Genomic DNA, 25,128 nt, shown 5'->3' with positions numbered 1-25,128 from the left:
TCCCCCGCCAGCGGGGAAAGGGCTTGTGCCCTAAGCCGCGTCCTTGGCCACGCTCAGCGGGTCATAGGCCAGGATCGGCGACAGCCAGCGCTCCGCCGTCGCCAGATCCATGCCCTTGCGCCGGGCATAGTCGGCGACCTGGTCGCGGTCGATGCGGCCGACGCCGAAGTAATGGGCCTGGGGGTGGCTGAAATAGAGGCCCGACACCGAGGACGGCGGAGTCATGGCGAAACTCTCGGTCAGCTCTATCCCCGTCTGAGCCGTGGCGTCCAACAGGCTGAATAACGTGGCTTTTTCGGTGTGGTCGGGCTGGGCCGGGTAGCCGGGCGCGGGGCGGATGCCGACGTATTTCTCGGCGATCAGCGTCTCGATGTCGAAGGCCTCGTCGGGGGCATAGCCCCACAGCTCCTGCCGGACCCTGAAGTGCATGGCCTCGGCGAAGGCCTCGGCCAGGCGATCGCCCAGGGCCGCCGACAGGATGGCGTTGTAGTCGTCACCGGCTGCCTTGAAGCGGGCCGCGATCTCGATCTCATTGTGGCCGGCGGTCACCGCGAAGCCGCCGATATAGTCCGGCGCGCCGCCGACGGGAGCGATGAAGTCGGCCAGGGCCAAGTGCGGCTTGCCGGCCGTGCGGGCCATCTGCTGGCGCAGGGTGTGGAGGCGGGCCTTCTCGACGGTGCGGCTCTCGTCCTCATAGACCACGATGTCGTCGCCATCGGCAGCGGCCGGCCAGAAGCCGACCACGCCGCGCGCCTCGAACCAGCGCTCGTGGACGATCTGCTCCAGCATCGCCTGGGCGTCCTTGAAGAGGCCCCGCGCCGCCTCGCCGACCACGTCGTCCTCCAGGATGGCCGGGTAGTGGCCGACCAGCTCCCAGCTGGCGAAGAAGGGGGTCCAGTCGATGTATTTCGCCAGATCCGACAGATCGTAAGACGAGAAACTTCGCGTGCCGATGAAGCTGGGCTTCGGTTGCGTCAGGGTAAAATCGGTCGGGTAGCGGTTGGCCCGCGCCACGTCGATCGGGGTGCGGTTCTTCTGGTCCTGACCCCGGGCGAACTGCTCGCGGATGCGGACGTATTCGGCCCGGGTCTCGGCCTGGAAGCGATCCTTCTCGGTCGGCGAGAGCAGGTTGGACACCACCCCCACCGCCCGGCTGGCGTCGAGCACATAGGTGGTGGACCCGCGCCGATAGGCCGGCTCGATCTTCACCGCCGTGTGGGTGCGGCTGGTGGTGGCGCCGCCGATCAGCAGGGGCCGGTCAAAGCCGCGCCGCTCCATCTCGCTGGCCAGATAGACCATCTCATCGAGCGAGGGGGTGATCAGGCCAGAGAGGCCGATGATGTCGACGTTGTGCTCGATGGCCTCGGCCAGGATGCGGTCGGCCGGAACCATGACGCCCAGGTCGATGACCTCGTAGTTATTGCACTGCAGGACCACGCCGACGATGTTCTTGCCGATGTCGTGGACGTCGCCCTTGACGGTGGCCATCAGCACCTTGCCGGCGGTCTGGCGTTCCTGGCCTTCCTTCTCGGCCTCCATGAAGGGCATCAGCCAGGCCACCGCCTGCTTCATCACGCGGGCCGACTTGACCACCTGCGGCAGGAACATCTTGCCCGAGCCGAACAGGTCGCCGACCACGTTCATGCCGTCCATCAGCGGGCCCTCGATGACATGCAGCGGCCGCTCGGCCTGCAGCCGCGCCTCTTCGGTATCGGCCTCGATGAACTCGGTGATGCCGTGGACCAGGGCGTGGCTCAGCCGCTCGGCCACGGGCTGCTCGCGCCAGGCCAGGTCCGGCGCCTTGGCCTGGGACTTGTCGCCCTTGTAGTTGGGGGCGATCTCGACCAGCCGCTCGGTGGGGTCCAGGCCATCGGCCCTCGTGCGGTTGAGAATGACGTCCTCGACGACCTCGCGCAGTTCCGGATCGATGTCGTCATAGACCGGCAGGTCGCCGGCGTTGACGATGCCCATGTCCATGCCGGCGTTGATTGCGTGGTAGAGAAACACCGAGTGGATGGCCCGCCGCACCGGCTCGTTGCCGCGGAAGCTGAACGAGACGTTGGAGACGCCGCCCGAGATGCGGGCATGGGGCAGCAGCTGCTTGATCCGCCGGGTCGCCTCGATGAAGTCGACGGCGTAGTTGCGGTGCTCGTCGATCCCGGTGGCCACGGCGAAGATGTTGGGGTCGAAGATGATGTCCTCGGGCGGGAAACCCACCTGGTCGACCAGGATGCGGTAGGCGCGCTCGCAGATTTCCACCTTGCGGTCGGCGGTGTCGGCCTGGCCGACCTCGTCGAAGGCCATGACCACCACGGCGGCGCCATAGCGCAGGCATTTGCGGGCCTGCTCGATGAACTCGGCCTCGCCGGCCTTCATGCTGATCGAGTTGACGATGGCCTTGCCCTGCACGCAGCGCAGCCCGGCCTCGATGACCTCCCACTTGGAGCTGTCGATCATCACCGGCACCCGGGCGATGTCCGGCTCGGCGGCGACCAGGTTGAGGAAGGTGACCATGGCCGCCTTGGAGTCGAGCAGGCCCTCGTCCATGTTGACGTCGATGACCTGAGCCCCGGCCTCGACCTGCTGGCGGGCCACCGACAGAGCCTCGCCATACTGGCCGTCGGCGACGAGCTTGCGGAATTTGGCCGAGCCGGTGACGTTGGTGCGCTCACCGATATTGACGAACAGGGGCCTCAAGACGCTGGTACTCCGGGATCAATAGCGGGCTCGCGGCCGGCCAAGGCGAGGCGACGCGACAGCACCGCCTGGGGCAGGCCGTCGGCGAGGGCCTGGACGATGGCCTTCTCCTGGCCCTTCAGTTTCACAAGGCCCGCCACAGCTCCGCGCAGTTGCGTCAGGCTGGCCTGGCCGGCGGCGCGCCTGAAGGCGTCCGCATCGGCCGTCGCCCAGACGCGGTCGCTGGGTTCGAGGCCCACCCGCGGGGCGGTCTGGAAGACACCGTTCAGCAGCACCACCGCCGCCTTGTCGCTGGCGGGGCGGTTCAGCCGGCTGCGCAGATCACGCAGCAGCTCGGTCTCGACGGCGCTGAGCGCCAGGGCCTTGTCGTGGGCTAGCATCAGGCCAGCTCGAAAGCCTCTAGGCCGGCCAGCCGCATAGCTGTGGGTCGCTCGGGCAGCTGGCGCGGCGGCTTGCCGGCCGCGGCCTGGGCGACATGGCGAATGTGGTCCGGCGTGGTGCCGCAACAGCCGCCCAGGATGTTGACGATCCCGGCCTCCGCCCACTCTTCCAGCATGCAGGCCGTCTCGTGCGGCTGCTCGTCATACTGGCCCATGGCGTTGGGCAGGCCCGCATTGGGGAAGGCGGCGACCAGGGTGTCGGCGATGCGCGACAGCTCGGCGATGTGCGGCCGCATCAGCTCGGCCCCCAGGGCGCAGTTCAGCCCGATAGCGAAGGGCTTGGCGTGGCGCACGCTGTTCCAGAAGGCCTCGACCGTCTGGCCCGACAGGGTGCGGCCCGAGCGATCGGTGATGGTGCCGCTGATCCAGATCGGCAGCGGCTCGGCCCCCTCGTCCTGCAGGTCCAGGATGGCCTTGATGGCGGCCTTGCAGTTCAGCGTGTCGGTGATGGTCTCGACCAGGAAGAGGTGCACACCGCCCGCGTGGAGCGCGGCGGCCTGCTCGCGATAGGCCTCATAGACCTGGTCGAAGGTCACCTTGCGGGCCCCCGGGTCGTTCACGTCCGAGGACATCGACAGCATGACGTTGAGCGGCCCCATCGAGCCGGCGGCGAAGCGCGGCTTGTCGGGCGTCCTGGCTGTCCAGCGGTCGGCGGCCTCGCGGGCCAGCCGAGCGCCTTCATAGTTGATGTCCCAGACCGCGCTCTGCAGGCCGTAGTCGGCCTGGGCGATGGTGGTGGCCGAGAAGGTGTTGCTCTCGCTGATGTCGGCGCCGGCTTCGAAATAGGCGTCGTGCAGGCCGGCGATGATGTCGGGCCGGGTCACGCACAGCAGGTCGTTGTTGCCGCGCAGCTGGCCGTCATGGTCCTTGAACCGCTCGCCGCGGAAGTCGGCTTCGGTCAGGCCCTGGCGCTGGATCATCACGCCCCAGGAGCCGTCGAGGATCAGGATGCGTTCCTTGGCGGCCTGCTTGAGGCGGGCGATGTGGTCCTGGCGGCTCATGACTTGGCTCCTTGCTGGCGGGCCAGTTCTTTCTCGAAGGCGGCCTGGTAATCGGCCATGGCCTTGGCGTACTCGCCCGGAACGATGAAGGGGTTGGGCTTGCCCGGTCCCATGGCGGCGCGCTTGGCGACCAGGCCAAACTGCTCGGCGTGCGGGGCCAGGAAGATGTCCGGGTCGATGCGGCCGGCCCGGGCGAAGGTCTTCTGATAGTCGGCGACGATGGTCGGATACTGCGGCTTGGGAGCCAGCCGGTTGGCGCCCACGCTGGCGCTGCAGAAGAAGATGATTTTGTGGGTGACCCCGGCGCTGTCCTTCACCCCCATGGTCCAACTGGTGCAGCCGGCCGTGTGGCCGGGCATCAGGACGGCGGTCAGGTTGTTGGGCCCGACGGTGACCGTGCCACCATCGGCGACCGTGCCGTCGACCTTGACGGGCGGGAAGGCCCAGGCAGCGACGTCTTCCGACCCCGCATAGACGCCGCGCTCCAGGGCCGAGCGGTCACCGACGCTGGAGACCATCACCGCCTCCTTGCCCGCGTCCTTCTTGAGCTGGGCCAGGGCCCCGGCGTGGTCGAAATGGGCGTGGGTGTTGAGCAGCAGCTTCACGTCGGTGATCTTGAAACCCAGCGCCCTGATGTTGGCCTCGACCAGGGCGGCGCTGCCCGGCATGCCGCCGTCGATCAGGATGTGGCCCTTGGGACTGGTGATCAGCCAGACCGAGATGCCCTCGGTGCCGACGTAATAGACATTGCCAATGACGTTGAAGGGCGTCGTCGGGGTCGTCCAGCTGGCGGGGTTGGACGAGCTCGTGGCGGCCATCAGGCCGACGACGGCGACCAGGGCGGCGGCGGTTCTGACAAAAGCGCGGATCATGCGGCGGCCTCCGAGGGAGCCGGCGTCGGCTCACGCACCCCCAGCACGCGGCACAGAGCATAGACCAGGTCGGCCCGGTTGAGGGTGTAGAAGTGGAAGTCGGAGAAGCCCTCCTCCTCCAGCCGGGCGCACATCTCGGCGGCCACCGAGCAGGCGATCAGCCGGCGGGTGTCGGGGTCGTTGTCCAGCCCGTCGAACAGGTTGGCCAGCCACGGCGGGATCGGAATGCCGCAGGGCCCGGCCATGCGCTGCAGGCCCTTAAAATTCGACACCGGCATGATGCCCGGCGAGATGGGGATGGTGACCCCGGCCTTGCGGACTTGGTCGGTGAACCTGAGGAAGGCGTCGGTGTCGAAGAAGAACTGGGTGATGGCCCGGGTGGCGCCGGCGTCGACCTTGGCCTTCAGCACATCGATGTCGTGCTGGGTCCCGGGGCTTTCGGGATGCACCTGCGGATAGAGGCCGACCGAGATCTCGAACGGGGCGATCTTGGCGATCGCCGCCGTCAGTTCGGTGGCGTTGGCGTAGCCGTCGGGTCGCGGCTCGTAGGCGCCGCCAATGCTGCCCGGCGGGTCGCCGCGCAGGGCCACGATGTGGCGGATGCCGCTTTCCCAGTAGTCACGCACCACCTCGTCGACCTCGGCCTGCGAGGCCCCGACGCAGGTCAGGTGGGCGGCGGGGGCCAGGCTCGTCTCGTCCAGCATGCGCTTGACGGTGCGGTGGGTGCGCTCGCGGGTCGAGCCGCCGGCCCCGTAGGTCACCGACACGAAGGACGGGCCCAACGGCTCCAGCCGGCGAATGGCCTGCCACAGGCTTTCCTCCGCCTCGGGGGTCTTGGGCGGCGAGAACTCGAAGGAGACGCGCATGCCGGCGTGATCGCGGCCGCCGGAACGGGCGACGGGCCCCAAGGCTGATTTCCGAGTGGGCAGAGTCATGCCGCGCTCCTCTTGTGGTCGGCGGCCCGGCGGCCGCTCCAGATCTTGACGGTCAGGCCCTCGCCCGAGGCGGTCGGCAGAGTGGCGTCGATGCCGCCCTCCAGCCCGGCAGCGTCCAGCCAGCGCAGGATCTCCTCGTCGGAGAAGCCCAGGCGGCGGTGCTGGTGCTGCTCGCGCAGGTATTCCAGGCGGTGAGGGGCGAAATCGATGATCATCAGTCGCCCACCCGGCCCGATCAGCCGCGCCGCCTCGGCGACGGCGGCGGCCGGGTCGTTCAGGTAGTGCAGCACCTGATGCACCGTCACCAGGTCGGCCACGCCGTCGGGCAGGCCGGTGGCGAAGATGTCGCCGTGGCGCAGCTCGCAGGCCGCCAGTCCGGCCTCGCCCACATGCATGCGGGCGATGTTGAGCATCTGCTGCGATAGATCCAGGCCCAAAGAGCGCCCGGCCCGGCCGCCCAGCAGGGTCAGCATGCGGCCCGTCCCCGCGCCCAGGTCGACCAGCAGGCCGGGCTGCTCTTCGCCCAAGGCGTCGAGAATGGCGCTCTCGACCTCGGTCTCGCTGACATAGAGCGAGCGAATCTCGTCCCAGCGGGCGGCGTTGCGGGCGAAATAGGCGGCGGCCGCCTCGGCCCGCTCGCCGGCGATGGCGGCCAGTTGGTCGGCGTCCTTCTTGAGCACCGCGTCCCCGTCGGCGATCAGTCCCAGGGCCAGATCGACCAGGCCCCGGCCGCCGGTGCCCACTGTCAGGCGATAGAAGACCCAGGCCCCGTCCGGGAACCGCTCGACCAGCCCGGCCTCGGCCAGCAGCTTGAGGTGGCGGGAGACGCGCGGCTGACTCTGGCCCAGGATCCGGCACAGCTCCAGCACCGACAGTTCCTCATGCGACAGCAGGGCCAGGATGCGCAGCCGGGTGGTCTCGCCCGCCGCGCGCAGTATCTCCACAGCCTGTCCGGAACTCAGCGCCATGGGGATATAAAGAAATCTTTATGTCCCTTTTGTCAAGACATCTCCCGCCCCTTGGCCCAGTCCTCGGACCACTGCACCAGGGGCCAGAGGGCGGTCAGCAGGGCTGAACCTTGCCCGGTCAGGCGATAAATCCCGGCCGGCTCGACGACGCCCGCAACCCGCAGTTCCTTGATCCGGCTGTTCAGCGTGCCGGGCGGCAGGCCGGTGGCGGAAGCCAGGGCCCGGAAGCTCAGCGCCCTGCCCTCCCGCAGCTCCCAGAGTATCCGCAGGGCGCCCCGCCGACCCAGCAGGTCCAGCGCCGCCATGATCGGCCGGCCGGTCTCCGAGCCCCGGACCGGGACGCCGGGAATCGGCGCTTCAATTTCTGTAGCGACTCGCTCATCCGTCATGCTATGGATTTTGTAGCACCCGTCAGGAGCCAACGCCATGTCCCGCCTCGCCCCCGCCACGCCGCCATGGTCCGACGCCATCGCCAGGACCCTGGCCCCGCTGACGCCCGAGGGAACCGAGCCGCTGATCCTGTTCCGCACCCTGGCCCGCGACGAGCGGCTGTTTAGCCGGTTCATGGGCGGCGGCCTGCTGGACCGCGGCCACCTGACGCTGACCGAACGGGAAATCGTCATCGACCGGATCTGCGCCTTGAACGGGGCCGAGTACGAGTGGGGCGTCCACGCCGCCATCTTCGCCGAGGCGGCCGGGCTGACGCCGGAGCGGCTGGCGGCCACGGTGCATGGCGATGCGGCCTCGCCCTGCTGGACCCCGAAGGAAGCGCTGCTGATCCGCTTCTGCGACGCGGTGAACGCCAAGGCCGACATCGACGACGCACTGTGGGCGGCGCTGGGCGAGCATTTCAGCGAGATGGCCCGGCTGGAGCTGATGCTGCTGGCCGGCTTCTATCGGACGGTGTCGCTGCTGGTGAACGGCCTGCGGCTGCCGATGGAGCCGGGGGCCATCCCCTTTCCCGCCTAGTCCGCCACCGGCGTCGGCAGCGGCTCGCCGGCGAAGAAGCAGCGCAGGTTCTCCAGGCACGAGGCCACCATCAGCGGGATGGAATCCACCGTCCCGCCCGCCGAATGGGGCGTCAGCACGGTGTTGGGCACATCGGCCCAGCGCTCGGCCGGGGTTGGCTCCTGGGCGAAGACGTCCAGGCCCGCCAGGCCCAGCCGCCCGGCCTTCAGCGCCGCGATCAGGGCCTCCTCGTCGACCACTTGGCCGCGCGAGATGTTGATCACCGCCCCGCGCGGGCCGACCGCGTCGATGACCTCGGCGGAGATCAGCTTCTCGGTCTGCGGGCTTGCGCGGCAGCAGACCATCAGGGCGTCGGTGTCCCGGGCCAGGTCCAGCAGACTGGCGGCCATCGGCCAGGGCGCGCCGGGCTTCTCGCGATGGCCCCACCAGTTGACCGTCATGCCGAAGGCCTCCAGCCGGCGGCCGACCGCCTCGCCGATATGGCCCAGGCCCACAATGCCGGCCTTCTTGCCGCGCAGCGAGGCCCGGGGCCGCATGCGGTCGGTCAGGGTCCAGGTCCCGGCCCGGACCATCTGGTCGCCCTCGACGATGCCGCGCCAGCCGGCGATCAGCATGCCCACCGCATGGTCGGCGACATCGTCGGCGTTGAGGCCGCGCGAATGGGTGACCTCGATGCCGTTGGCCCGGCACCAGGGCACGTCCACCCCGTCATAGCCGACGCTGACATTGGCGATCAGGCCCAGGTTCTTCATCTGGCCCAGCACCGCCGGGTCCAGCCTGAACTCGCCGGCATGAACGATGGCCCGCACCGCCTGACCCGGCCCGGCCAGGAAGGCGGCTGGGTCGGCATGGTCCCAGAAGCGGTGGACCTCGTAGGCGCCCTCCAGCACCGGTTGCATCGGGCCGATCATCGGGTGGGACAGCAGGACGGCGGGTTTCTGGCTCATGGGCGGGAGCCTTAGCGCCCGCCCATCAACCGTCAATAACCGAAGCTAGAGGACCCAGCCGCTGGTGATATTCCCGGCCAGCGTGATGGTCATGTCGGCCACCCCGTCGCCGTTCACATCGAACGACAGCGTGGTGAGATTGGCCCCGCTGTTGAAGCTCACCGCCATTTCACCGGCATGGTTGGTGAAGGCGCCGACCTTGGTGAAGGCCTGATCGCCGGCCAGGCTGCTGTTGGCGTCGATGAAGCTGACGTCCAGCGAGTCGCCCTGGGCGATGTTGAAGTCCTTGATGATGTCCGGCGCGGCGGTCGTGGAGTCGGTCAGGGCCAGGAAATAGTAGGTGTCGGCCCCAAGCCCACCCGACATCGTATCGCCGCCGGCGCCGCCGATGATGACGTCGTCGCCGGCCTCGCCATAGAGACCGTCCACGCCGTTGTCGCCATAGAGCCAGTCGTTGCCGGCCCCGGCCTTCACCGAGTCATTGCCGTCCAGACCGTGGATCAGGTCATAGCCGGCGGTCCCGGCCAGCAGGTTGTTGGCTGCGGTGCCGGTGACGTCGTTGTGCCCGTCCGGCGGCGTCGGCGCCACCGGAGGCGGAGGCGGCGGCGGGCTTGGGGGCGGCGACGGCGGCGGGCTCGGGGGCGGCGACGGCGGCGGACTCGGCGGGGGAGACGGCGGCGGCGAGGGCGGCGGAGACGGCGGCGGGCTCGGCGGCGGCGAGGGTGGCGGAGACGGCGGCGGGCTGGGCGGCGGCGCCGGCGGCGGGCTCGGGGGCGGAGACGGCGGCGCCAGGCCGATGAAGCTCGCGTCGGTCACCGTCGCGGCGTTGGTATTGCTCAGCACCAGACCCGAGCCATCGGCGAAAGTCACCAGCGTGCCGCTGCCCTGCTGGGTGATGCTCTGGTAGGCCCCGAAGGCGCTGACATCGATATGGTCGGTACCGACCAGGAAGTCGACGGCCGTGTCGGTGCCGCTACCGGCGGTGATGACAAAGACGTCAGCGCCAGCGCCCCCGGTCATGGTGTCGCTGCCGGTCCCACCCCAGAGGGTGTCGTTACCGGCCTCACCGTAGAGGCGATCATCGCCATTGCCACCCGACAGCCAGTCGTCGCCGGTCCCGCCCTTGAGCAGATCGTTGCCGTCGAGGCCGTAGATGGCGTCGGCCCCGGCTGTGCCGCTGAGCAGGTTGTTGGCCGCCGTGCCATTGATGACGTTGGAGCCGCCCGGCGGCGTCGGAGGCGAGGGAGGGCTAGGGGGCGGGCTGGGCGGCGGCGAAGGCGGCGGGCTCGGGGGCGGAGACGGTGGCGGGCTCGGCGGCGGTGAGGGCGGCGGGCTCGGCGGAGGAGACGGCGGCGGCGAGGGCGGAGGGCTCGGCGGCGGCGAGGCCAGGCCCGTGAAACTGGCCGAGGTCACCGTGGAGGCGGTGACGCCGGTCAGCAGGAAGCTCACCCCCGAGGCGACGGTCACCAGGGTGTTGCCGCCCTGCTGGACGATGCTCTGGTAGGAACCGAAGGCGCTGACGTCCATCAGGTCGGTCCCGACCAGGAAGTCGGTGATGGTGTCGGCCCCGCCGCCGCTGGTGGCGACGAAGGTGTCGACGCCGCCGCCGCCGGTCAGGTTGTCGGCGCTGGCGTTGCCGGTGATGCGGTTGGCGCTGGAGTTGCCGATGATGGCGTCGACGCCCGAGCCGCCGATGGCGTTCTCGATCACCGCCCCCATGGCGATGGCGACGTTGCCGATCATGTTGGTGAACGAGCCGGTGGTGCCGACGCTCGAGAAGTGACCCTGGTTGAGGTCGATGGTCTGGGTGTTGGAGAAGCCGGAGAAGTCGAAGGTGTCCGTGCCGCCGGCGTCCCAGACCGCGAAGATGATCGGCTGGCCGACCGCGGCGATGAACCAGGGCCGATCGGCGTTGGAATTGAAGCCGTAGACCGTGTCGCCCGTGCGGGTCGACATGTTGGCCCCATAGCCGCGCTGGGCCGAGGCGATGTCGTCCAGCTGCGGAGCGGCCGGGTAGGAGATGCCGAAATAGGCGCCGGTGTGGTCCTCGGTGAAGTAGCTCATCACCGTGTACTGGTGAGAGTCTTCGTAATAGATGGCGTCGTCAGCGTAGGTGATCGGGCCATCGCCCTCGCCGGCATTGTAGTCAGCCGGGTGCGACAGGCCGATGGCGTGGCCGGTCTCGTGGGTCAGGGTCAGCTGGCCGTAGTTGTACAGGCTGGGATTCTGGTTGTACGACAGGGTGGAGTTGACCCAGACGTCGCCGCCGCTGGCGCCCAGGCTGGGATAGTAGGCGAAGGCGGCCGCCCCGGAGGCGCCGCTGGCGTAGTTGCTGTAGAGGATGGTGGCGTTGTTGGTGTAGGCGCCCTCCCCCGAGGTCCCGGACCCGACCCGCACGAAGATGATGTTCGCCACGTCCGACCAGGCCGCCAGGCTGAGTTCGGCGGCGGCGATTTGGGCCGTGGTGAAACGGGTGAAGCCGCCGGTGTCGTCCGGCATGGTCCCGGGAGCGGTGGACCGGAAGCCGTAGGTCACCGTCGAGGCCCCGCCGGTCCAGTGATTGTCGACATCGGCCACGCCCGGCTGCGGAGCGAAGTCGTTCCAGGTCGCGTAGGTGCGGTTCAGCTGGTAGGCGGCCTGGGCCACCGTCTTGGACGGCTTGCCATTGTCGGACGCGCCGCCCCGCTCCTCGGCGTTGAGGAAATCGACCGGGCGGACCGGGCCGGGATCGGTCACCACCTGCTTCGGCGGACCGCCCCAATCCAGGTCGATGCTCGGCTTGGCGGTCAGAGGCGCGGCCGAATAGCCGGCGGAGGCTAAGGTGAAGTCCAGGCCCACAGGCGATGACCACACCCAATGATGGGATTTCACGACGATGGCGTCGTCATCGACGACAGTGTCGAAGGCCATGGGGTCGATGACGCGCATGAAAAAATACTTCCTGGCTAGCCCGAGCCCCGTGACTAGCCAGGAAACTAGGCCGCGACGCGACGCCCATCAAGCGGGACGGACAATGCGACGCGGCCGGTTAGTGATCTTATAACACCCAGCCGCCCTGCACATTGCCGGTCAGGCCGATGGCGAAGTCGGCCACCGAGTCACCGTTGATGTCGAAGCTGAGCATCGTCAGGTTGGTCCCGGCGTCGTAGCTGCGGACCATCTCGCCGGCATGGCCGCCGAAGGCCGTGGCCAGTTGGAAGGCCTGGTCGCCGGCCATGGTGCTGTCGGCGTCGATATAGCTGACGTCGATCAGGTCGCCGGCCGCCTGGCTGAAGTCGGTGATCAGGTCGAAGCCCGATACCGTCGAGTCCGAGGCCGCGAAGAAGTAGAAGGTGTCGGCCCCGCCGTTGCCGGTCAGGGTGTCCTTGCCGGCCCCGCCGATCAGCACGTCGGCGCCCAGGCCGCCGCTCATCTTGTCGCCGCCGTTGCCGCCCTCCAGCCAGTCGTCGCCGCCGCCGGCGCTGATCACGTCGTTGCCGTCCAGCCCCTTGAAGGTCTCGTTGGCGGCGGTGCCGATGAAGCTGTCGTTCAGCGCCGTGCCGCTGACCAGCAGGTTGCCCGCGGGGGCGGTCGGCGGGGTCAGGACCGGTCCGGTCCCGGCGTTGATGAAGCTGTCGGCATGGACGCTGGAGGCCTGAACGCCGACCAGCAGCATGGATTCCGCGCCGCTGACGTTGATCAGGGTGTCGGCGCCCTGCTGGGTCGCGGTCCAGGCGCGGCCGCCCAGGTCGATATGGTCGCTGCCGACCTGGAAGTCGGTGACGGTGTCCGTCCCCGTCCCGGCCGAGACGACGAAGGTGTCGCCGCCCGCGCCGCCGGTCAGGGTGTCGGTCCCGCCGCCGCCCTTGAGAGTGTTGGCCGCGTCGTTGCCGATGATGGTGTCGTTGCCGTCACCGCCGGTCGCCTTCTCGATGGTGACGCCGTTGGCGATCGTGTAGCCGCCATAGATGCCATAGGCGTAGGAGATCCAGCCGCCGCCGCCGTATTCATATTTCAGGCTGGCGGGCCGCAGATCGATGTTGGCGTTCTTGGAGCCGACATAGCGAATCTCGTCCGAACCGCCGGCGTCCCAGATGCTGGAGTAGTAGGTGCCAGGCGCGTTCTCGTCCTTGAGGGTGTAGACGTCGTCGCCGGTCGCGTACTCCTCGTTGACGCCGTACTTGTCCTGGATGGCGGCGATGTCGAAGGCCATCAGGCTGCCCAGCCAGCCGTAGGGATCGGTGGTGTCGGCCTGGCCGTAGGGGGATTTCTCCCAACCGTCCTGGTACGACATCATCGTGAAGACGGCCTGGTTCAGGTCATAGTCGCCGGTGGTGTAGTCGAAGGCCGGGCCGTCCGAGGTCACCCCGTTCATGACGCCCGAATGGCCGCCGTTGTCGTGCGGATGGGCCAGGCCGTGGCCGTGACCCATCTCGTGGATCAGGGTGGTGAAGGTGAAGCCGCCGGGGGCGAGGCCCGCCTCGGTCCAGCGTTCGTCGGCGGCGTTGAACTCGCCCTGCCCTTCATTCTCCTCATCCGGCGGGCTCATCCGGCCCAGCAGGCTGACGCCCGGCCCGGGCGTGCCCAGATAGGTGACGAAGTTGAAGTCGGCCTCGGCGCGGTTCTGGACCTCGACATAGATGATGTCGGCGACGTTCTCATAGGCCGACATAGCGACCTTCAGGGCCTGGACTTCCCATTCCGAGAAGCCCTTGGCGACCATGGTGTCGGTGGTGCCGGGGGTGGTGGGGTCCTCGTCGATATAGATGTCTCCGGCCTTGGCCAGATAGTAGGTGATGACGTTCTTGCCGGTGATCCCATAGGGGTTGGAGCCGACGCCGGTGAAGTCGTTCTCGGTCGGGCGCGGGCCTTCCTGGCCGTCGGGATTGCGCGAGGAGCCGTCGACCTGCGTGCCCCAGTCGATCGCATAGAGCGGCGAATCCGGGGTGTAGTAGGGGTGATAGCTGTAGCCGGTCGCAGGGGTGACCTGCAGGGTGTAGTCGCCCACCGCATCGCCGGTCGTCCCGTTGGTGGCGTCCTGATCGAAGGCCCGGGCGTTGATGTAGTAGGTGCCGGTATGGTCGGCCGTATAGCTCAGGATGGCGTCCAGACCCGACGGAGTGTTGGGCCCGCCACCGTCGGCGCTGGTGATCAGATTGCCGCTGGCGTCATAGAGCTCGATGAAGGCGTCGTTCAGCGGCACGCCGCTGGGCCCGCCGACTTTCAGGAACAGGTTGATGTCGTAGGTCTGACCGGCCTGCAGCTGGACCGCGTAGAAATCCTGGTCGCCGATCATGTCGATGGTGCCGGTGATGGCGGGGGCGCCGACCGTCACGCTGGCGGTGGTCGTGGTGTTGTCGGCCACGGTGTCGGGGGTCAGCAGCAGCGGCGCCACGCCCGTGCCGGCGACGTCCTTGTCGCCGATGCCGTCGGCCGAGAACCAGCTGTAGCCCTTGACGGGCGAGGCCAGCGAGGTGGAGCCCATCAGGCCCCAGCGGCCGTCGGCGATCCCATCGTCATTGCCGATGCTGTCGAAACGGAAGTCAGCCCCCAGGATGTCGAAATCGCGATGGGCGGCGTGGAAACGATAAGCCATGGAACCCTCCAGCAAGGACCGCGCGGCGGTCGTGTTGTCTGGAAGGGTCAACGACGGGGGTGCGGCATTTCATCCCACCCCCGCCGAACAATGTTCGAAGCCCGTCGCTAGCTGATGATCCAGTCTCCGTGATTGGCCAGAACATCCGGCAGACCGGTGGGCAGGCTGGGCATGGCGGCCGGCCTGTCGGCATGCAGCTGGCTCCAGACCGTCTCCGCCCGGGCCTCGCCATCGACCGACCAGGCATGAACCAGCAGGGCCAGCTTGGCGGCCGTGTCGGCTGACGGGGCCGCTGCCGGCTGAGCCTTGGGCGGCTCGGCCGGCATGGTCGCCGGCGCGGCGGGCGGGCTGGTGATGAAGCTGGCGGCGGTCAGGCTGAGGGCGGTGACCCCGGCCAGGGTCACGTAGCTGCCGTCGGACAGCATCACCTTGGCCCCGCCGGCGGTGGCGGCGATCGAGGCGTAGCCCCCGAAGGCCGAGACATCGAGCCTGTCCTCGCCGACCACGAAGTCGGTGATGGTGTTGGCCCCGTCGCCGGCGCTGAACACGAAGATGTCGTGCCCGGCCCCACCGGTCATGGTGTCGGTGCCGACCCCGCCGACCAGGACGTCATCGCCGTCCCCGCCCAGCAGCTTGTCGGAACCGACCCCGCCCTCGAGCCGGTCGTTGCCGCCCAGGCCGTTGAGCGTGTCGTTGCCGTCCAGGCCCTGGATCAGGTCCCGGCCGGCGTCGCCGGTCAGGGTGTTGCCGGCGGCGGTGCCCACGAGGGTGTGATCCCAGGTCGCCGACGGCGGGGGCGGAGACGGCGGCGGGCTCGGCGGCGGAGCCGGAGGCGGGCTCGGCGGGGGTGATGGCGGCGGCGCCGGAGGTGGTGACGGCGGCGGGCTCGGCGGCGGGCTCGGCGGAGGACTGGGCGGCGGCGCAGGCGGCGGACTCACCGGCGGCGGCGAAGGAGGCGGCGCCGGCGGAGGACTGGGCGGCGGCGCCGGCGGCGGACTGGCGCCGGTGATGAAGCTGGCCGCTGTCAGGCTGGACGCGGCGACGCCGCTCAGCAGTACATAGCTGCCGTCGGCCATCAGCACCTTGGCGCCGGCGACCTGCTGTACGATCGAGGCGTAGCCGCCGAAAGCGGACACATCCAGCTTGTCTTGACCGACCGCGAAGTCGGTGACCGTGTTGGCCCCGTCGACCAGGCCGACGACGAAGACATCGGCGCCCGCGCCACCGGTCAGGGTGTCGGTGCCGGCTCCGCCGACCAGGACGTCATCGCCGTCCCCGCCCAGCAGCTTGTCGCTACCGTCGCCGCCTTCGAGGCGGTCGTTGCCGCCCAGGCCCGACAGGGTGTCGTTGCCGGCCAGGCCCTGGATCAGGTCCTTGCCAGCGTCGCCGTTCAGGGTGTTGCCGGCCGTCGTGCCGACCAGGGTGTGATCCCAGGTCGGAGGCGGCGGCGGGCTCACCGGTGGCGGTGAGGGCGGCGGTGACGGCGGCGGTGAGGGCGGCGGTGAGGGCGGCGGACTCGGGGGCGGCGAAGGCGGCGGACTCGGGGGCGGCGCCGGCGGCGGGCTTACCGGCGGCGGGCTGGGGGGTGGCGCGGGCGGCGGACTCACGGGCGGCGGCGAAGGCGGCGGCGCCGGGGGCGGCGACACCGGCGGTGGGCTCGGCGGTGGCGCGGGCGGAGGGCTGGCGCTGGTGATGAAGCTGGCGGCGGTCAGGCTGAGGGCGGTGACGCCGGTGAGGGTGACATAGCCGCCATCGGCGAAGGTCACCTTGGCCCCGCCCGCCAGGGCGCTGATCGAGGCATAACCCCCGAAGGCGGAGACATCGATCAGGTCCTGACCGACCACGAAGTCGCTGATGGTGTTGGCGCCGTCGCCGGCGGTGAACACGAAGGTGTCGATCCCGGCCCCGCCGGTCAGCGTGTCCGTGCCGGCCCCGCCGACGATGACGTCGTCGCCATCGCCACCGAGCAGCTTGTCGGACCCGTCGCCGCCTTCGAGGCGGTCGTTACCGCCCAGACCCGACAGCGTGTCGTTACCGGCCAGACCCTGGATCAGGTCCTTGCCGCCATCGCCGGTCAAGGTGTTGCCAGCCACCGTGCCCACCAGGGTGTGGTCATAGGGTGAGGCGGGCGGCGGTGAGACGGGCGGCGGGCTCGGCGGTGGGCTCACGGGCGGTGGGCCTGGGGGCGGCGACACCGGAGGCGGCGAAGGAGGCGGGCTGGGCGGTGGGGCCGGCGGCGGGCTCGGGGGCGGCGGGCTCACCGGTGGCGGGCTGGGCGGCGAACTCAGGATGAAGCTGGCGCTGGTAACGGTCGAGGCCTGCAGCCCGGTCAGGGTCACCGTGTTGCCGGCCGAGAAGGTCACCAGAGTGTTGGCCCCCGACTGGGCCACCGACTGCACCGACCCGAAGGTCGAGGCATCGATATGGTCGGTTCCGATCTGGAAGTCGGTGATGGTGTCGGCACCGTCGCCGGGTGTGAAGACGAAGGTGTCGGCCCCGGCCCCGCCGGTCAGGGTGTCATTGCCCTTGCCGCCCTTGACCCAGTCGTTGGATGCCGACCCGATGAAACGGTCGTCGAAGTCCGAGAGCTCGAACCGCTCTATGCTGGTGAATTCGTCACTGGCCGCGTCGCCGGTCGTCGTGCCCCGGAAGGTGTCGGTGCTGAAATCCAGCGTCACGGCCGCCGTGGCGTCGCGATAGGAGGCGGTGTCGATCCCCGCCCCTCCGTCCATCGCGTCCCGACCAGCGCCCCCGACGATCAGGTCATCGCCCTCGTAGCCGCGCAGATTGTCGTTGCCCTGGCCGCCCAGGACGACGTCGTTGCCGGCGCCGCCGTCGACATAGTCGTCGCCGCCGAACGCTTCCAGCAGATCGGCGCCCGATCCCCCGTTGAGGGCGTCGAACTGGCCGCTGCCGATCAGATGGTCGTCGCCCGATCCGCCATACAGGTTGGAGGCCGCGTTTCCAGCCTTGAGGGTGTCGGCGAAGGCCGAACCGATCGCCGCCTCCACGGAGGCCAGGGTGTCGGTTCCCCCGCCGCCGGTGTTTTGCGCGCCGCTCAGCCCCAGGTCGACGGTAACCCCCGCGGTCGCCGAGCTGTAGTCGGCGATATCGAAGCCGTCCCCACCGTCGATAGCGTCGTTGCCTGCGCCGCCATCGAGAATGTCGTCGCCGGCCAGCCCGGAAATCACGTCGTCGCCGGCCAGGCCACGCATGCGGTCGTTGGCGCCGGCGCTGCCGGTCAGGTGATCGGCGTCGGCGGTCCCGCTGCGCACGGTGCTGATGGAATCGTATTGGATATCGCCCGCCAGCAACTGTGACGGAGCGATGTTCTGCAGGCGAATTCGCGTCTGCATGTCGACGGTGATGATGGTGTCGGCGCCATCCTGGTCGAGCAGCAGATAGAATTGGGCGTTGGGTAGGCTGAGCTTGTCGACGTCGGGGGTGAAGTCGGTGACTGTCCCCTTGCTGCCGTACCGCAGGATAAACAGGTCGGCATCTCCGCCCCCCGTCATCACCGCGCCGTTGACCAGCGTGTCCTTGCCGCCCGCCCCGAACAGGATGTTGTAGCCTTCGGCGCCATCCAGATAATTGGCCGACAGGTCCAGCTCGCCGCCGGGCAGGTTGCCGCCATAGATGATGTCGTCGTCATAGGTGCCGGTGAGGGTGTCGGCCCCCAGGCCGCCGACTATCGTGCCGACGAGGCCGAAATGACGTGCGATCAGAATGTTGTCGCCGAACGCTGACCCGACGATGTTGGCAAAGCGGACGATGCTGTCGACTTCGTTCTCGCCGGTGACGGCGGAACTCATGTTGATGACGACCCCTCGAGGGTTGTCGACGTAGGACACGGTGTTCACGCCCTCGCCGCCGTCGAGTTGGTCGGAGCCGGCGCCGCCCTGGATGAAGTCGTCGCCGGCGCCGCCCTGGATGATGTCGTCGCCGCCCAGGCCGCTGATCGTATCGTTGCCCGCGAGACCGTCTATCTGGTCACGGCCGGCGGCGCCCACCAGCACGTCATCACCGCTGGTGCCGTCCAGGTATGTGATGGGGAGCGGCGGAGGCGGCGGCGGCGGCGGGGGCGGCGGCGGGGGCGGCGGCGGAGGCGGCGGCGACGGGGTGTAGAAGAAGTTGGCGTCGGTGAGCTGACCCGGCGCGATGTTCTGCAGCGTGATGCTGCCACCGCCCGCCAGCTTGATAACCGTGTCGGCGTTCACTGCCGTGATCGACAGATAGCTGCCAATCGAGGAGATATCGATCCGGTCCTTGGTGACATCAAAGTCGAAGATCGTGTCGGCGCCGTCTCCGGCTGCGAAGACGAAGACGTCGGCGGCCTGGCCCCCCCACAGGTGATCGTTGCCGGTTCCGCCGACCAGAATATCGACCCCCTGCGCGCCGCTCAGGGAATCGTCGCCGGCCCCGCCCTCGAGCCGGTTGGTGCTGATGTCGGCGCCGTTGAGCGCGCCGGCGTCCATCGCATCGTCGCCGTCGCCGCCGTACAGGAAGTCGGCGCCCAAGCCGCCCAGGATGTTGTTGCCGCCGGCGTCGCCGATCAGGGTGTCGCCAAACTGGCTGCCCCGGATCGACTCGATGCCGACAAGGGTGTCGAGACCCTCGCCGGTGTTCTGGGCGGAGGTGATCCTCAGGTCGACGGAGATCGCCCCCGCCGCATTGGTGAAGTCGGCGGTGTCATAGCCGAACCAGCCCCAGAAGGTGTCGTTGCCCGCTCCCCCGGCCAGGAAGTCGTTGCCCCATCCGCCGTTGAGGAAGTCGTCCCCTGCCAGGCCGCTCAGGCTATCGTTTCCGAACTTGCCGTCCAGGAAGTCCGCCGCCGCGGTTCCGGTCAGCGTGTCGTCGTTGTCGCTGCCCGTGATGGCCCCGGCCGGGGTCCGCGGGGGTATGACCGGGGTAGGCAATAGCGGCGGGTTGCCCGGCGGCGACGGCGCGGGCGGCGGCGGCGAGAAGCCCGTGGGGACGGGCAGGTTGGCCGGCGCCGTCCCCGACGGCAGGCCATAGTGGATGATGGTCGCGAGCGCGGCCACACCGACGTCGTTGATCTTGATGGACCCGCCGTCCGCCAGCAGGATGACAAGCTGATCGCCGTCGCGGTCGATTCCATAGCTGGAATAGCCGTTGAGCCAGATCTCGTCCCCGTCCTTGAGGCTCAGATCGTAGATCTGGTCGGCGCCGTCGCTGGCCGAGTAGATGAACTTGTCCGCCCCGGCTCCGCCACGCTCTGAGTCATTGCCGCCCCCACCGAACAGCCAGTCGGCGCCGCCGCCGCCGACCATCACCTCGCCCGCCGCGGTCCCGCGCAGGGATTCGGCGGCGTCGGTCCCGATCAGGGGATAGGCCGGCGGCGCCGCGTTCGGCAGGGTGGGCATGGCCGGCAGAGCCGGCGCGGCCGGCAGCGGCGTTGGGGCCGCCAGGGCCGGCGCCGAGAACTGGAAGTCGGCCGCTGTCAGGGCCGAAGCCTGCACGCCCGTCAGCAGCAGAGTGTCGGTCGCCGAGAAGCGCACCAGGGTGTCGGCGCCCTGCTGGGTCACTGACTGGTAGCCGGAATAGCCCACCACAACGATGACGTCGTCAACGCCGCCGGCGGCGAAGTCGGTGATGACGTCGGCGCCCGATCCGACTTCGAAGCGGAAGCTGTCATTGCCCTGGCCGCCGGTCAGGGTGTCGGCCCCGATCCCACCGCTCAGCACGTCGTCGCCGTCGCCGCCATCAAGTCGGTCGGATCCCGCGCCGGCCAACAGCACGTCGGCGCCTTCGCCGCCCGAAACGCCGCCCAGCTCGGTCCCGAGCCGGCCGTCATAGATGTCGGCCCAGCCGCCCAGATCCACCGCCCCGGTGATCTTGCCGGTGTTGAAGATCTGGTCCTGGCCATGGTTGAGCGACACCCGGCCGCGCAGTTCGCCCGAATTGTAGATGATCTCGGTCGTCGTATCGGGGTGGCTGCTGAACGGGTTTTCGCAGATGGCGACGTCGGCTTCGATCAGCCCGGAATTGAAGAAGTTCACCGACGAGTCGATGGCGAAGATGACGCCGTAGCTGTCCCGGGCCGCCGAATAGTCGACCGCCCTGATCGTGCCGCTGTTCACGAACGTAAAGTGGGCGCCATAGACTTCCAGCCCGATGCTCTGGCCGAACGGGACCGCCGCCTGATCAAGGCTGGCGTTGGCGCTGATCAGGCCGCTGTTCCAGAAGCTGCCGCCGTTCATCATCACATAGGCTTGGGCGGTCGCAACCCCGGTGACGTTCATCTCGCCGGTGTTGACGATCTGGACCGGCGCATCCGCCCGGAAACCGTAGGCGGCCAGCGAGGAGAACACCCGGAACAGGCCGGCGTTGTAGAGATCCGGCGCAAACGTCCAGCTGACGAAGCCCCTGGCCCCCGCCTCGCTGGTCGAGACGACGTCGATCACGCCGGAGGCCTGATTGTAGATGAAGGTGCCGGTATGGGGCCACTCGCCGTTCGTCCGGGTGGTGATGCCGGTGACCACAGGGAAGGGCGAGTTGCCGCCGTCCCCCGCCACCCGGATAACGCCGCCGTTGATCAGCGAGGTGGTCCTGGACGACAGGTTGGCCTCAAGCACGAAGCCTGTGCTGTTGCCGAACTCCACCGTCTCGCCGGCATAGACCTGCCAGTCGAAGCTGACGGACTGGGCGTGATGGGCGCCGGTCGGATCGGGGGCCGCCTCCAGCGGCGTCGCCGAGAGCTGGAAGTCGGCGCTGGTCAGGGCCCCCGCCTGGACATTGCGCAACAGGATGCTGTCCGTCGCCGAGAGCACCACGCGGGTGTCTGCGCCTTCCTGGACCAGGCTCTGATAGGCGGCATAGCCATAGATGAGCAGCCGGTCTTCCGCTCCGCCGGCCTGGAAATCGGTAACGACATCGGCGCCATCGCCGGCGGTAAAGACGAAGCGGTCATCGCCCGCGCCACCGGTCAGCTGGTCGGCGCCGGCGTCGCCGAACAGGACGTCCGCGCCGCCGCCGCCGGAGATGATGTCGTCGCCGGCATTGCCTTCCAGGGCTTCAGCCACGGCCGAGCCTAGCAGGGTATCGCCGAACCGCGATCCCAGGACATGCTCGAAGCTGCGGATGCGGTCGACGCCCGCGTAGTAGGCGGTCTCGTTGGCCAGATCGACAACGACCCGGCCGTCGGCCGACAGGTAGGACAGGGTATCGTAGCCCGCGCCGCCGTCGAGCAGGTCTGAGCCCGGCCCGCCGTCCAGGGTGTCGTCGCCCCCGCCGCCGAGCAGGATGTCGGAATCCAGCTCGCCATACATCGTCTCGCCGCCGGCGCCGCCCAGCAGGATGTCATTGCCGACTCCGCCGACCACCTGGCCCAGGTGCGTGCCCTTCTGGCCGTCATAGAAGTCGTCGCCCTCGGCCAGGAAGCTCTGGCCGGTCATTTCGCCGGCGTTAATGACGACGTCGTCGCCCCAGGCCAGGTCCAGCGCGCCGTGGATCTGGCCGGTGTTCTGGATGATCTCAACCGTCTCGGGACTGCGGTCGTCAGGATTACGCAGGACATAGAAGGCGTAGTCGCCCTCGATCAGGCCGGAGTTCACGTAGACCCCGGTGAAGGGGGAGTCCCAGGTTTGCAGGACGGCGATGCTGGAATAGTCGGAATAGGAGGTAGCCCGGATCACGCCGGAGTTTTCAAACGTCGCGGCGCCGGTCAGGGTGATGGCGATGGCGTTGAGGCCGCCGGCCACGTCGATGGTCCCGCTGTTGACGAAGCTGGTGATGCCCGAGCCGACCCCGTACGCAAAACCATAGGACTGGACGACCATCAGGCCGGTGTTGAGGAAGGAGATGCTGGCGCCGTACATGTCGAGCGCCTGGGCGCGGTACCAACCGAAGACGTCGAATTCACCGCGGTTGATGAAATTCCCCGCACCCCCCGCGCCGGACAGGCCCCAGGCCATGCCCCCGGGGTCCAACACGGTTCCCTCCTTAGGGGCGCTGACCACGACCAGCCCGGTCTCTTCGTTGACGAAGGCGGCGCCGGTGTAGTCACCCGGCTGGTGCCAGCCGATGCCGTAGACAAGGTCCGGCCCTGTCACCAGGATCGCGCCCTTGTTGAACAGCGACGGCGGCGGGGCCGGCCAGTTGACCTCGATCGAGATACCGCCGCCCTGGTCGAAGGTCAGGACCTCCTTGGTGGCGATGGTCCGGGTCGTCGTCACGGCGATCGAGGTCCCGTGAGGAACCGGCGTGGGGATGGGGGCGGGGCCCGTTTCGACCTTGATGGCCCCCGGCGCGGCGTTGAGCTGCGCTAGGGTGACGCCGGTAAGGACGATGGCCGAGCCGTCCGAGAACTTGATGACCGTATCGGTCGGGCTGTTGGCGACCAGGGTATAGGGCGTGGCGTCGGTGATGCCGTAGAGCTTGATGACATCGCCTTCGCCGGGCCTGAAGTCCATGATCCCGTCGGTGCCGTCGCCTTTGACGTAGATGAAGGTGTCGGCGCCGGATCCGCCGTACAGTTCGTCGCTGCCCAGGCCGCCCCAGATGGTGTCGTTGCCCCCAGCGCCGTCCAGCTTGTCGTTGGCGCTGCCGCCCTCCAGGATGTCGTCGCCTCCGTACCCCCACAGCGCGTCTTCGCCGCCGAAGCCGACCAGTTTGTCGTTGGCTTCATCGGTCCCGCTCAGCCGGTCGCCGCCGGCCGTGCCCAGCTGGGTCCGCGTGACGGCCGTCGTAGCCGAGGACTTGAGCGTCGAGAGGGGGATCGCCAACCCGAAGGCGGCGGTCGTGGTCAGGTAGTCCTGGGGCCGGACATCACGACCGCCCAGGCCCACCGCGCCGGAGTAGCGACGCACCGATTCGGCGACCGCCGGCCCATCCGCGAGCAGGTCAAAATCCCGCGCCCCGGCGACAAGACCGATGGTGCTGACCGCGATCGTCATCAAACTATCCCCCCGGTGGAGGACGCACTGTCCACCACCCCCCGACGGGGGGACAGAGTAGAGGAAGCTCTTTGAGGGGAGAAGCCCTCTACCGCGCGAACTTCTGGAACTTGATCCTGTGCGGGATCAGGCTGTCCACCCCCAGCCGCCGCTTCTTGTCTTCCTCGTACATCTCGAAATTCCCCTCGAACCATTCCACATGGCTGTCGCCTTCGAAGGCCAGGATGTGGGTGGCCAGGCGGTCCAGGAACCAGCGGTCGTGGCTGATGACCACGGCGCAGCCGGCGAAGTCTTCCAGCGCCTCTTCCAGGTTCTGCAGGGTCTCGATGTCCAGGTCGTTGGTCGGCTCGTCGAGCAGGATCAGGTTGCCGCCCGTCGCCAGGGTCTTGGCCAGGTGGACGCGGTTGCGCTCACCCCCTGACAGCAAGCCGACCTTCTTCTGCTGGTCGCCGCCCTTGAAGTTGAAGCTGCCGACATAAGCGCGGCTGTTGATCTCGCGCTTGCCGACCATCATCACGTCGGTGCCGCCGCTGATCGCCTGCCAGACGGTGTCGTTGGGTTTCAGGTCATCGCGGCTCTGGTCGACATAGGCCAGCTTGACCGTCTCCCCGACCTTGATCGTGCCGGCGTCGGGCGTTTCCTGGCCGGTGATCAGCTTGAACAGGGTCGACTTGCCGGCCCCGTTCGGCCCGATGACGCCCACGATGCCGTTGGGCGGCAGCTTGAAGGTCAGGTCCTTGAACAGGACCTTGTCGCCGTATTCCTTCTCCAGGCCGTTGACCTCGAGCACCACATTGCCCAGGCGCGGGCCGGGCGGGATCTGAATGACGGCGTAGGTCTGGTCCTTGGTGGCCATCTCCTGTTCGCGGACCATCTCGTCATAGGCCGCGAGGCGCGCCTTGGACTTGGCCTGCCGCGCTTTCGCGCCGGACCTCACCCATTCCAGTTCGCGGGTCAGGGCGCGCTGGCGGGCCTCGGATTCCGACTTCTCCTGGACGACGCGCTTCTGCTTCTGCTCCAGCCAGCCGCTGTAGTTGCCCTCGAAGGGGATGCCCTTGCCGCGGTCCAGTTCCAGGGTCCACTTGGTCACCTGGTCCAGGAAGTAGCGGTCGTGGGTGACCAGGATGACGCAGCCCGGGAAGGCCTCCAGGTGGTGCTGCAGCCAGGCGACGCTCTCGGCGTCCAGGTGGTTGGTCGGCTCGTCCAGCAGCAGCATGTCGGGCTTGGACAGCAGCAGCCGGGCCAGCGCCACCCGGCGCTTTTCACCGCCGGAAAGCTTGGTCACGCCGCTGTCGTTGGGCGGACAGCGCAGGGCGTCCATGGCCATCTCGATGCGGCTGTCGATGTCCCAGAGGTCGCCCGCGTCGATCTTCTCCTGGAGGGCGGTCATCTCCTCCATCAGCTCGTCGGTATAGTTCTCGCCCATCTCGGCGGCGACGGCGTTGAAGCGGTCGAAGATGGTCTTTTCCTCGCACCAGGCGATGACGTTTTCCCAGACGGTCTTGCTGTCGTCCAGGTGCGGCTCCTGCTCCAGATAGCCGCGCTTGACCCCATCGGCCGCCTTGGCCTCGCCGCCGAACTCGGTGTCGATGCCGGCCATGATCTTCAGCAGCGTCGACTTACCCGAGCCGTTCACCCCGACCACGCCGATCTTGGCGTCGGGGTAGAAGGACAGCCAGATGTTCTCGAACACCTTCTTGCCGCCGGGATAGGCCTTGGTCAGGCCCTGCATTTGGAAGATGTACTGTGCGGCCATGGGGAGGCGAGCTCGCTTGTTCGTCGGGTGTGTCGGGGTTGGGCGGGGGTGTA

Annotated in this window: 12 protein-coding genes and 2 pseudogenes; 2 read left to right on the top strand and 12 right to left on the bottom strand. The window is 68.6% G+C overall.

Annotated elements, in window-relative coordinates:
- Nucleotides 1-30 precede the first annotated feature (30 nt).
- Genes metH through QO010_RS06745 form a run of 7 tightly spaced genes read right to left on the bottom strand, consistent with a single transcriptional unit; the run spans nt 31 to nt 7,302 of the window.
- Nucleotides 31-2,697, bottom strand: coding sequence for a methionine synthase (gene metH, locus QO010_RS06775; protein WP_307347617.1), 2,667 nt, complete (start codon nt 2,695-2,697; stop codon nt 31-33).
- Complete coding sequence (locus tag QO010_RS06770) at nt 2,694-3,077, bottom strand: hypothetical protein (RefSeq protein ID WP_307347615.1); 384 nt, start codon at nt 3,075-3,077, stop codon at nt 2,694-2,696. The genes metH and QO010_RS06770 overlap by 4 nt, the downstream gene beginning before the upstream one ends.
- Entirely contained in the window at nt 3,077-4,138 is a 1,062-nt protein-coding gene (locus QO010_RS06765) for a homocysteine S-methyltransferase family protein (protein ID WP_307347613.1), read from the bottom strand. Before QO010_RS06765 ends, QO010_RS06770 begins: the two co-directional genes overlap by 1 nt.
- Nucleotides 4,135-5,010 carry a subclass B3 metallo-beta-lactamase gene (gene bla, locus QO010_RS06760; protein WP_307347611.1) on the bottom strand — a complete coding sequence of 292 codons (876 nt, stop codon included), beginning with the start codon at nt 5,008-5,010 and terminating at the stop codon, nt 4,135-4,137. The genes QO010_RS06765 and bla overlap by 4 nt, the downstream gene beginning before the upstream one ends.
- Nucleotides 5,007-5,945 (bottom strand): methylenetetrahydrofolate reductase [NAD(P)H], encoded by a 939-nt coding sequence (metF, locus tag QO010_RS06755; protein WP_307347609.1) that lies wholly within the window; start codon nt 5,943-5,945, stop codon nt 5,007-5,009. The genes bla and metF overlap by 4 nt, the downstream gene beginning before the upstream one ends.
- Nucleotides 5,942-6,913 (bottom strand): ArsR/SmtB family transcription factor, encoded by a 972-nt coding sequence (locus tag QO010_RS06750; protein WP_307347607.1) that lies wholly within the window; start codon nt 6,911-6,913, stop codon nt 5,942-5,944. The genes metF and QO010_RS06750 overlap by 4 nt, the downstream gene beginning before the upstream one ends.
- 32 nt (nt 6,914-6,945) lie before the next feature.
- Nucleotides 6,946-7,302 carry a winged helix-turn-helix transcriptional regulator gene (locus QO010_RS06745; RefSeq protein ID WP_307347605.1) on the bottom strand — a complete coding sequence of 119 codons (357 nt, stop codon included), beginning with the start codon at nt 7,300-7,302 and terminating at the stop codon, nt 6,946-6,948.
- A 37-nt stretch (nt 7,303-7,339) separates the two neighbouring features.
- On the opposite strand from QO010_RS06745, the pseudogene QO010_RS06740 reads away from it, so the two are divergent.
- Nucleotides 7,340-7,672: pseudogene (locus QO010_RS06740) on the top strand (carboxymuconolactone decarboxylase family protein); the annotation flags it as partial.
- A gap of 3 nt (nt 7,673-7,675) precedes the next feature.
- A pseudogene (locus tag QO010_RS06735) lies at nt 7,676-7,882 on the top strand (carboxymuconolactone decarboxylase family protein); the annotation flags it as partial.
- On the opposite strand, the gene QO010_RS06730 reads toward QO010_RS06735, so the two are convergent.
- The 5 genes from QO010_RS06730 to ettA form a co-directional block, all read right to left on the bottom strand.
- Complete coding sequence (locus tag QO010_RS06730; protein ID WP_307347603.1) at nt 7,879-8,829, bottom strand: 2-hydroxyacid dehydrogenase; 951 nt, start codon at nt 8,827-8,829, stop codon at nt 7,879-7,881. The pseudogene QO010_RS06735 and the gene QO010_RS06730 sit on opposite strands and share 4 nt — an antisense overlap.
- 45 nt (nt 8,830-8,874) lie before the next feature.
- Entirely contained in the window at nt 8,875-11,757 is a 2,883-nt protein-coding gene (locus QO010_RS06725; RefSeq protein WP_307347601.1) for a M10 family metallopeptidase C-terminal domain-containing protein, read from the bottom strand.
- Nucleotides 11,758-11,866: 109 nt separating this feature from the next.
- Nucleotides 11,867-14,404: a M10 family metallopeptidase C-terminal domain-containing protein gene (locus QO010_RS06720; RefSeq protein ID WP_307347599.1), complete on the bottom strand. Its 2,538-nt coding sequence runs from the start codon at nt 14,402-14,404 to the stop codon at nt 11,867-11,869.
- A 107-nt stretch (nt 14,405-14,511) separates the two neighbouring features.
- Nucleotides 14,512-23,319, bottom strand: coding sequence for a M10 family metallopeptidase C-terminal domain-containing protein (locus tag QO010_RS06715; protein WP_307347597.1), 8,808 nt, complete (start codon nt 23,317-23,319; stop codon nt 14,512-14,514).
- An 88-nt stretch (nt 23,320-23,407) separates the two neighbouring features.
- Nucleotides 23,408-25,075, bottom strand: coding sequence for an energy-dependent translational throttle protein EttA (gene ettA / locus QO010_RS06710; protein WP_307347595.1), 1,668 nt, complete (start codon nt 25,073-25,075; stop codon nt 23,408-23,410).
- Nucleotides 25,076-25,128 lie beyond the last annotated feature (53 nt).

It is taken from the genome of Caulobacter ginsengisoli, from assembly GCF_030814835.1.
GTDB classification, from domain to species: Bacteria; Pseudomonadota; Alphaproteobacteria; order Caulobacterales; family Caulobacteraceae; genus Caulobacter; species Caulobacter ginsengisoli.
This window is presented reverse-complemented; position numbering and strand designations above follow the sequence as displayed.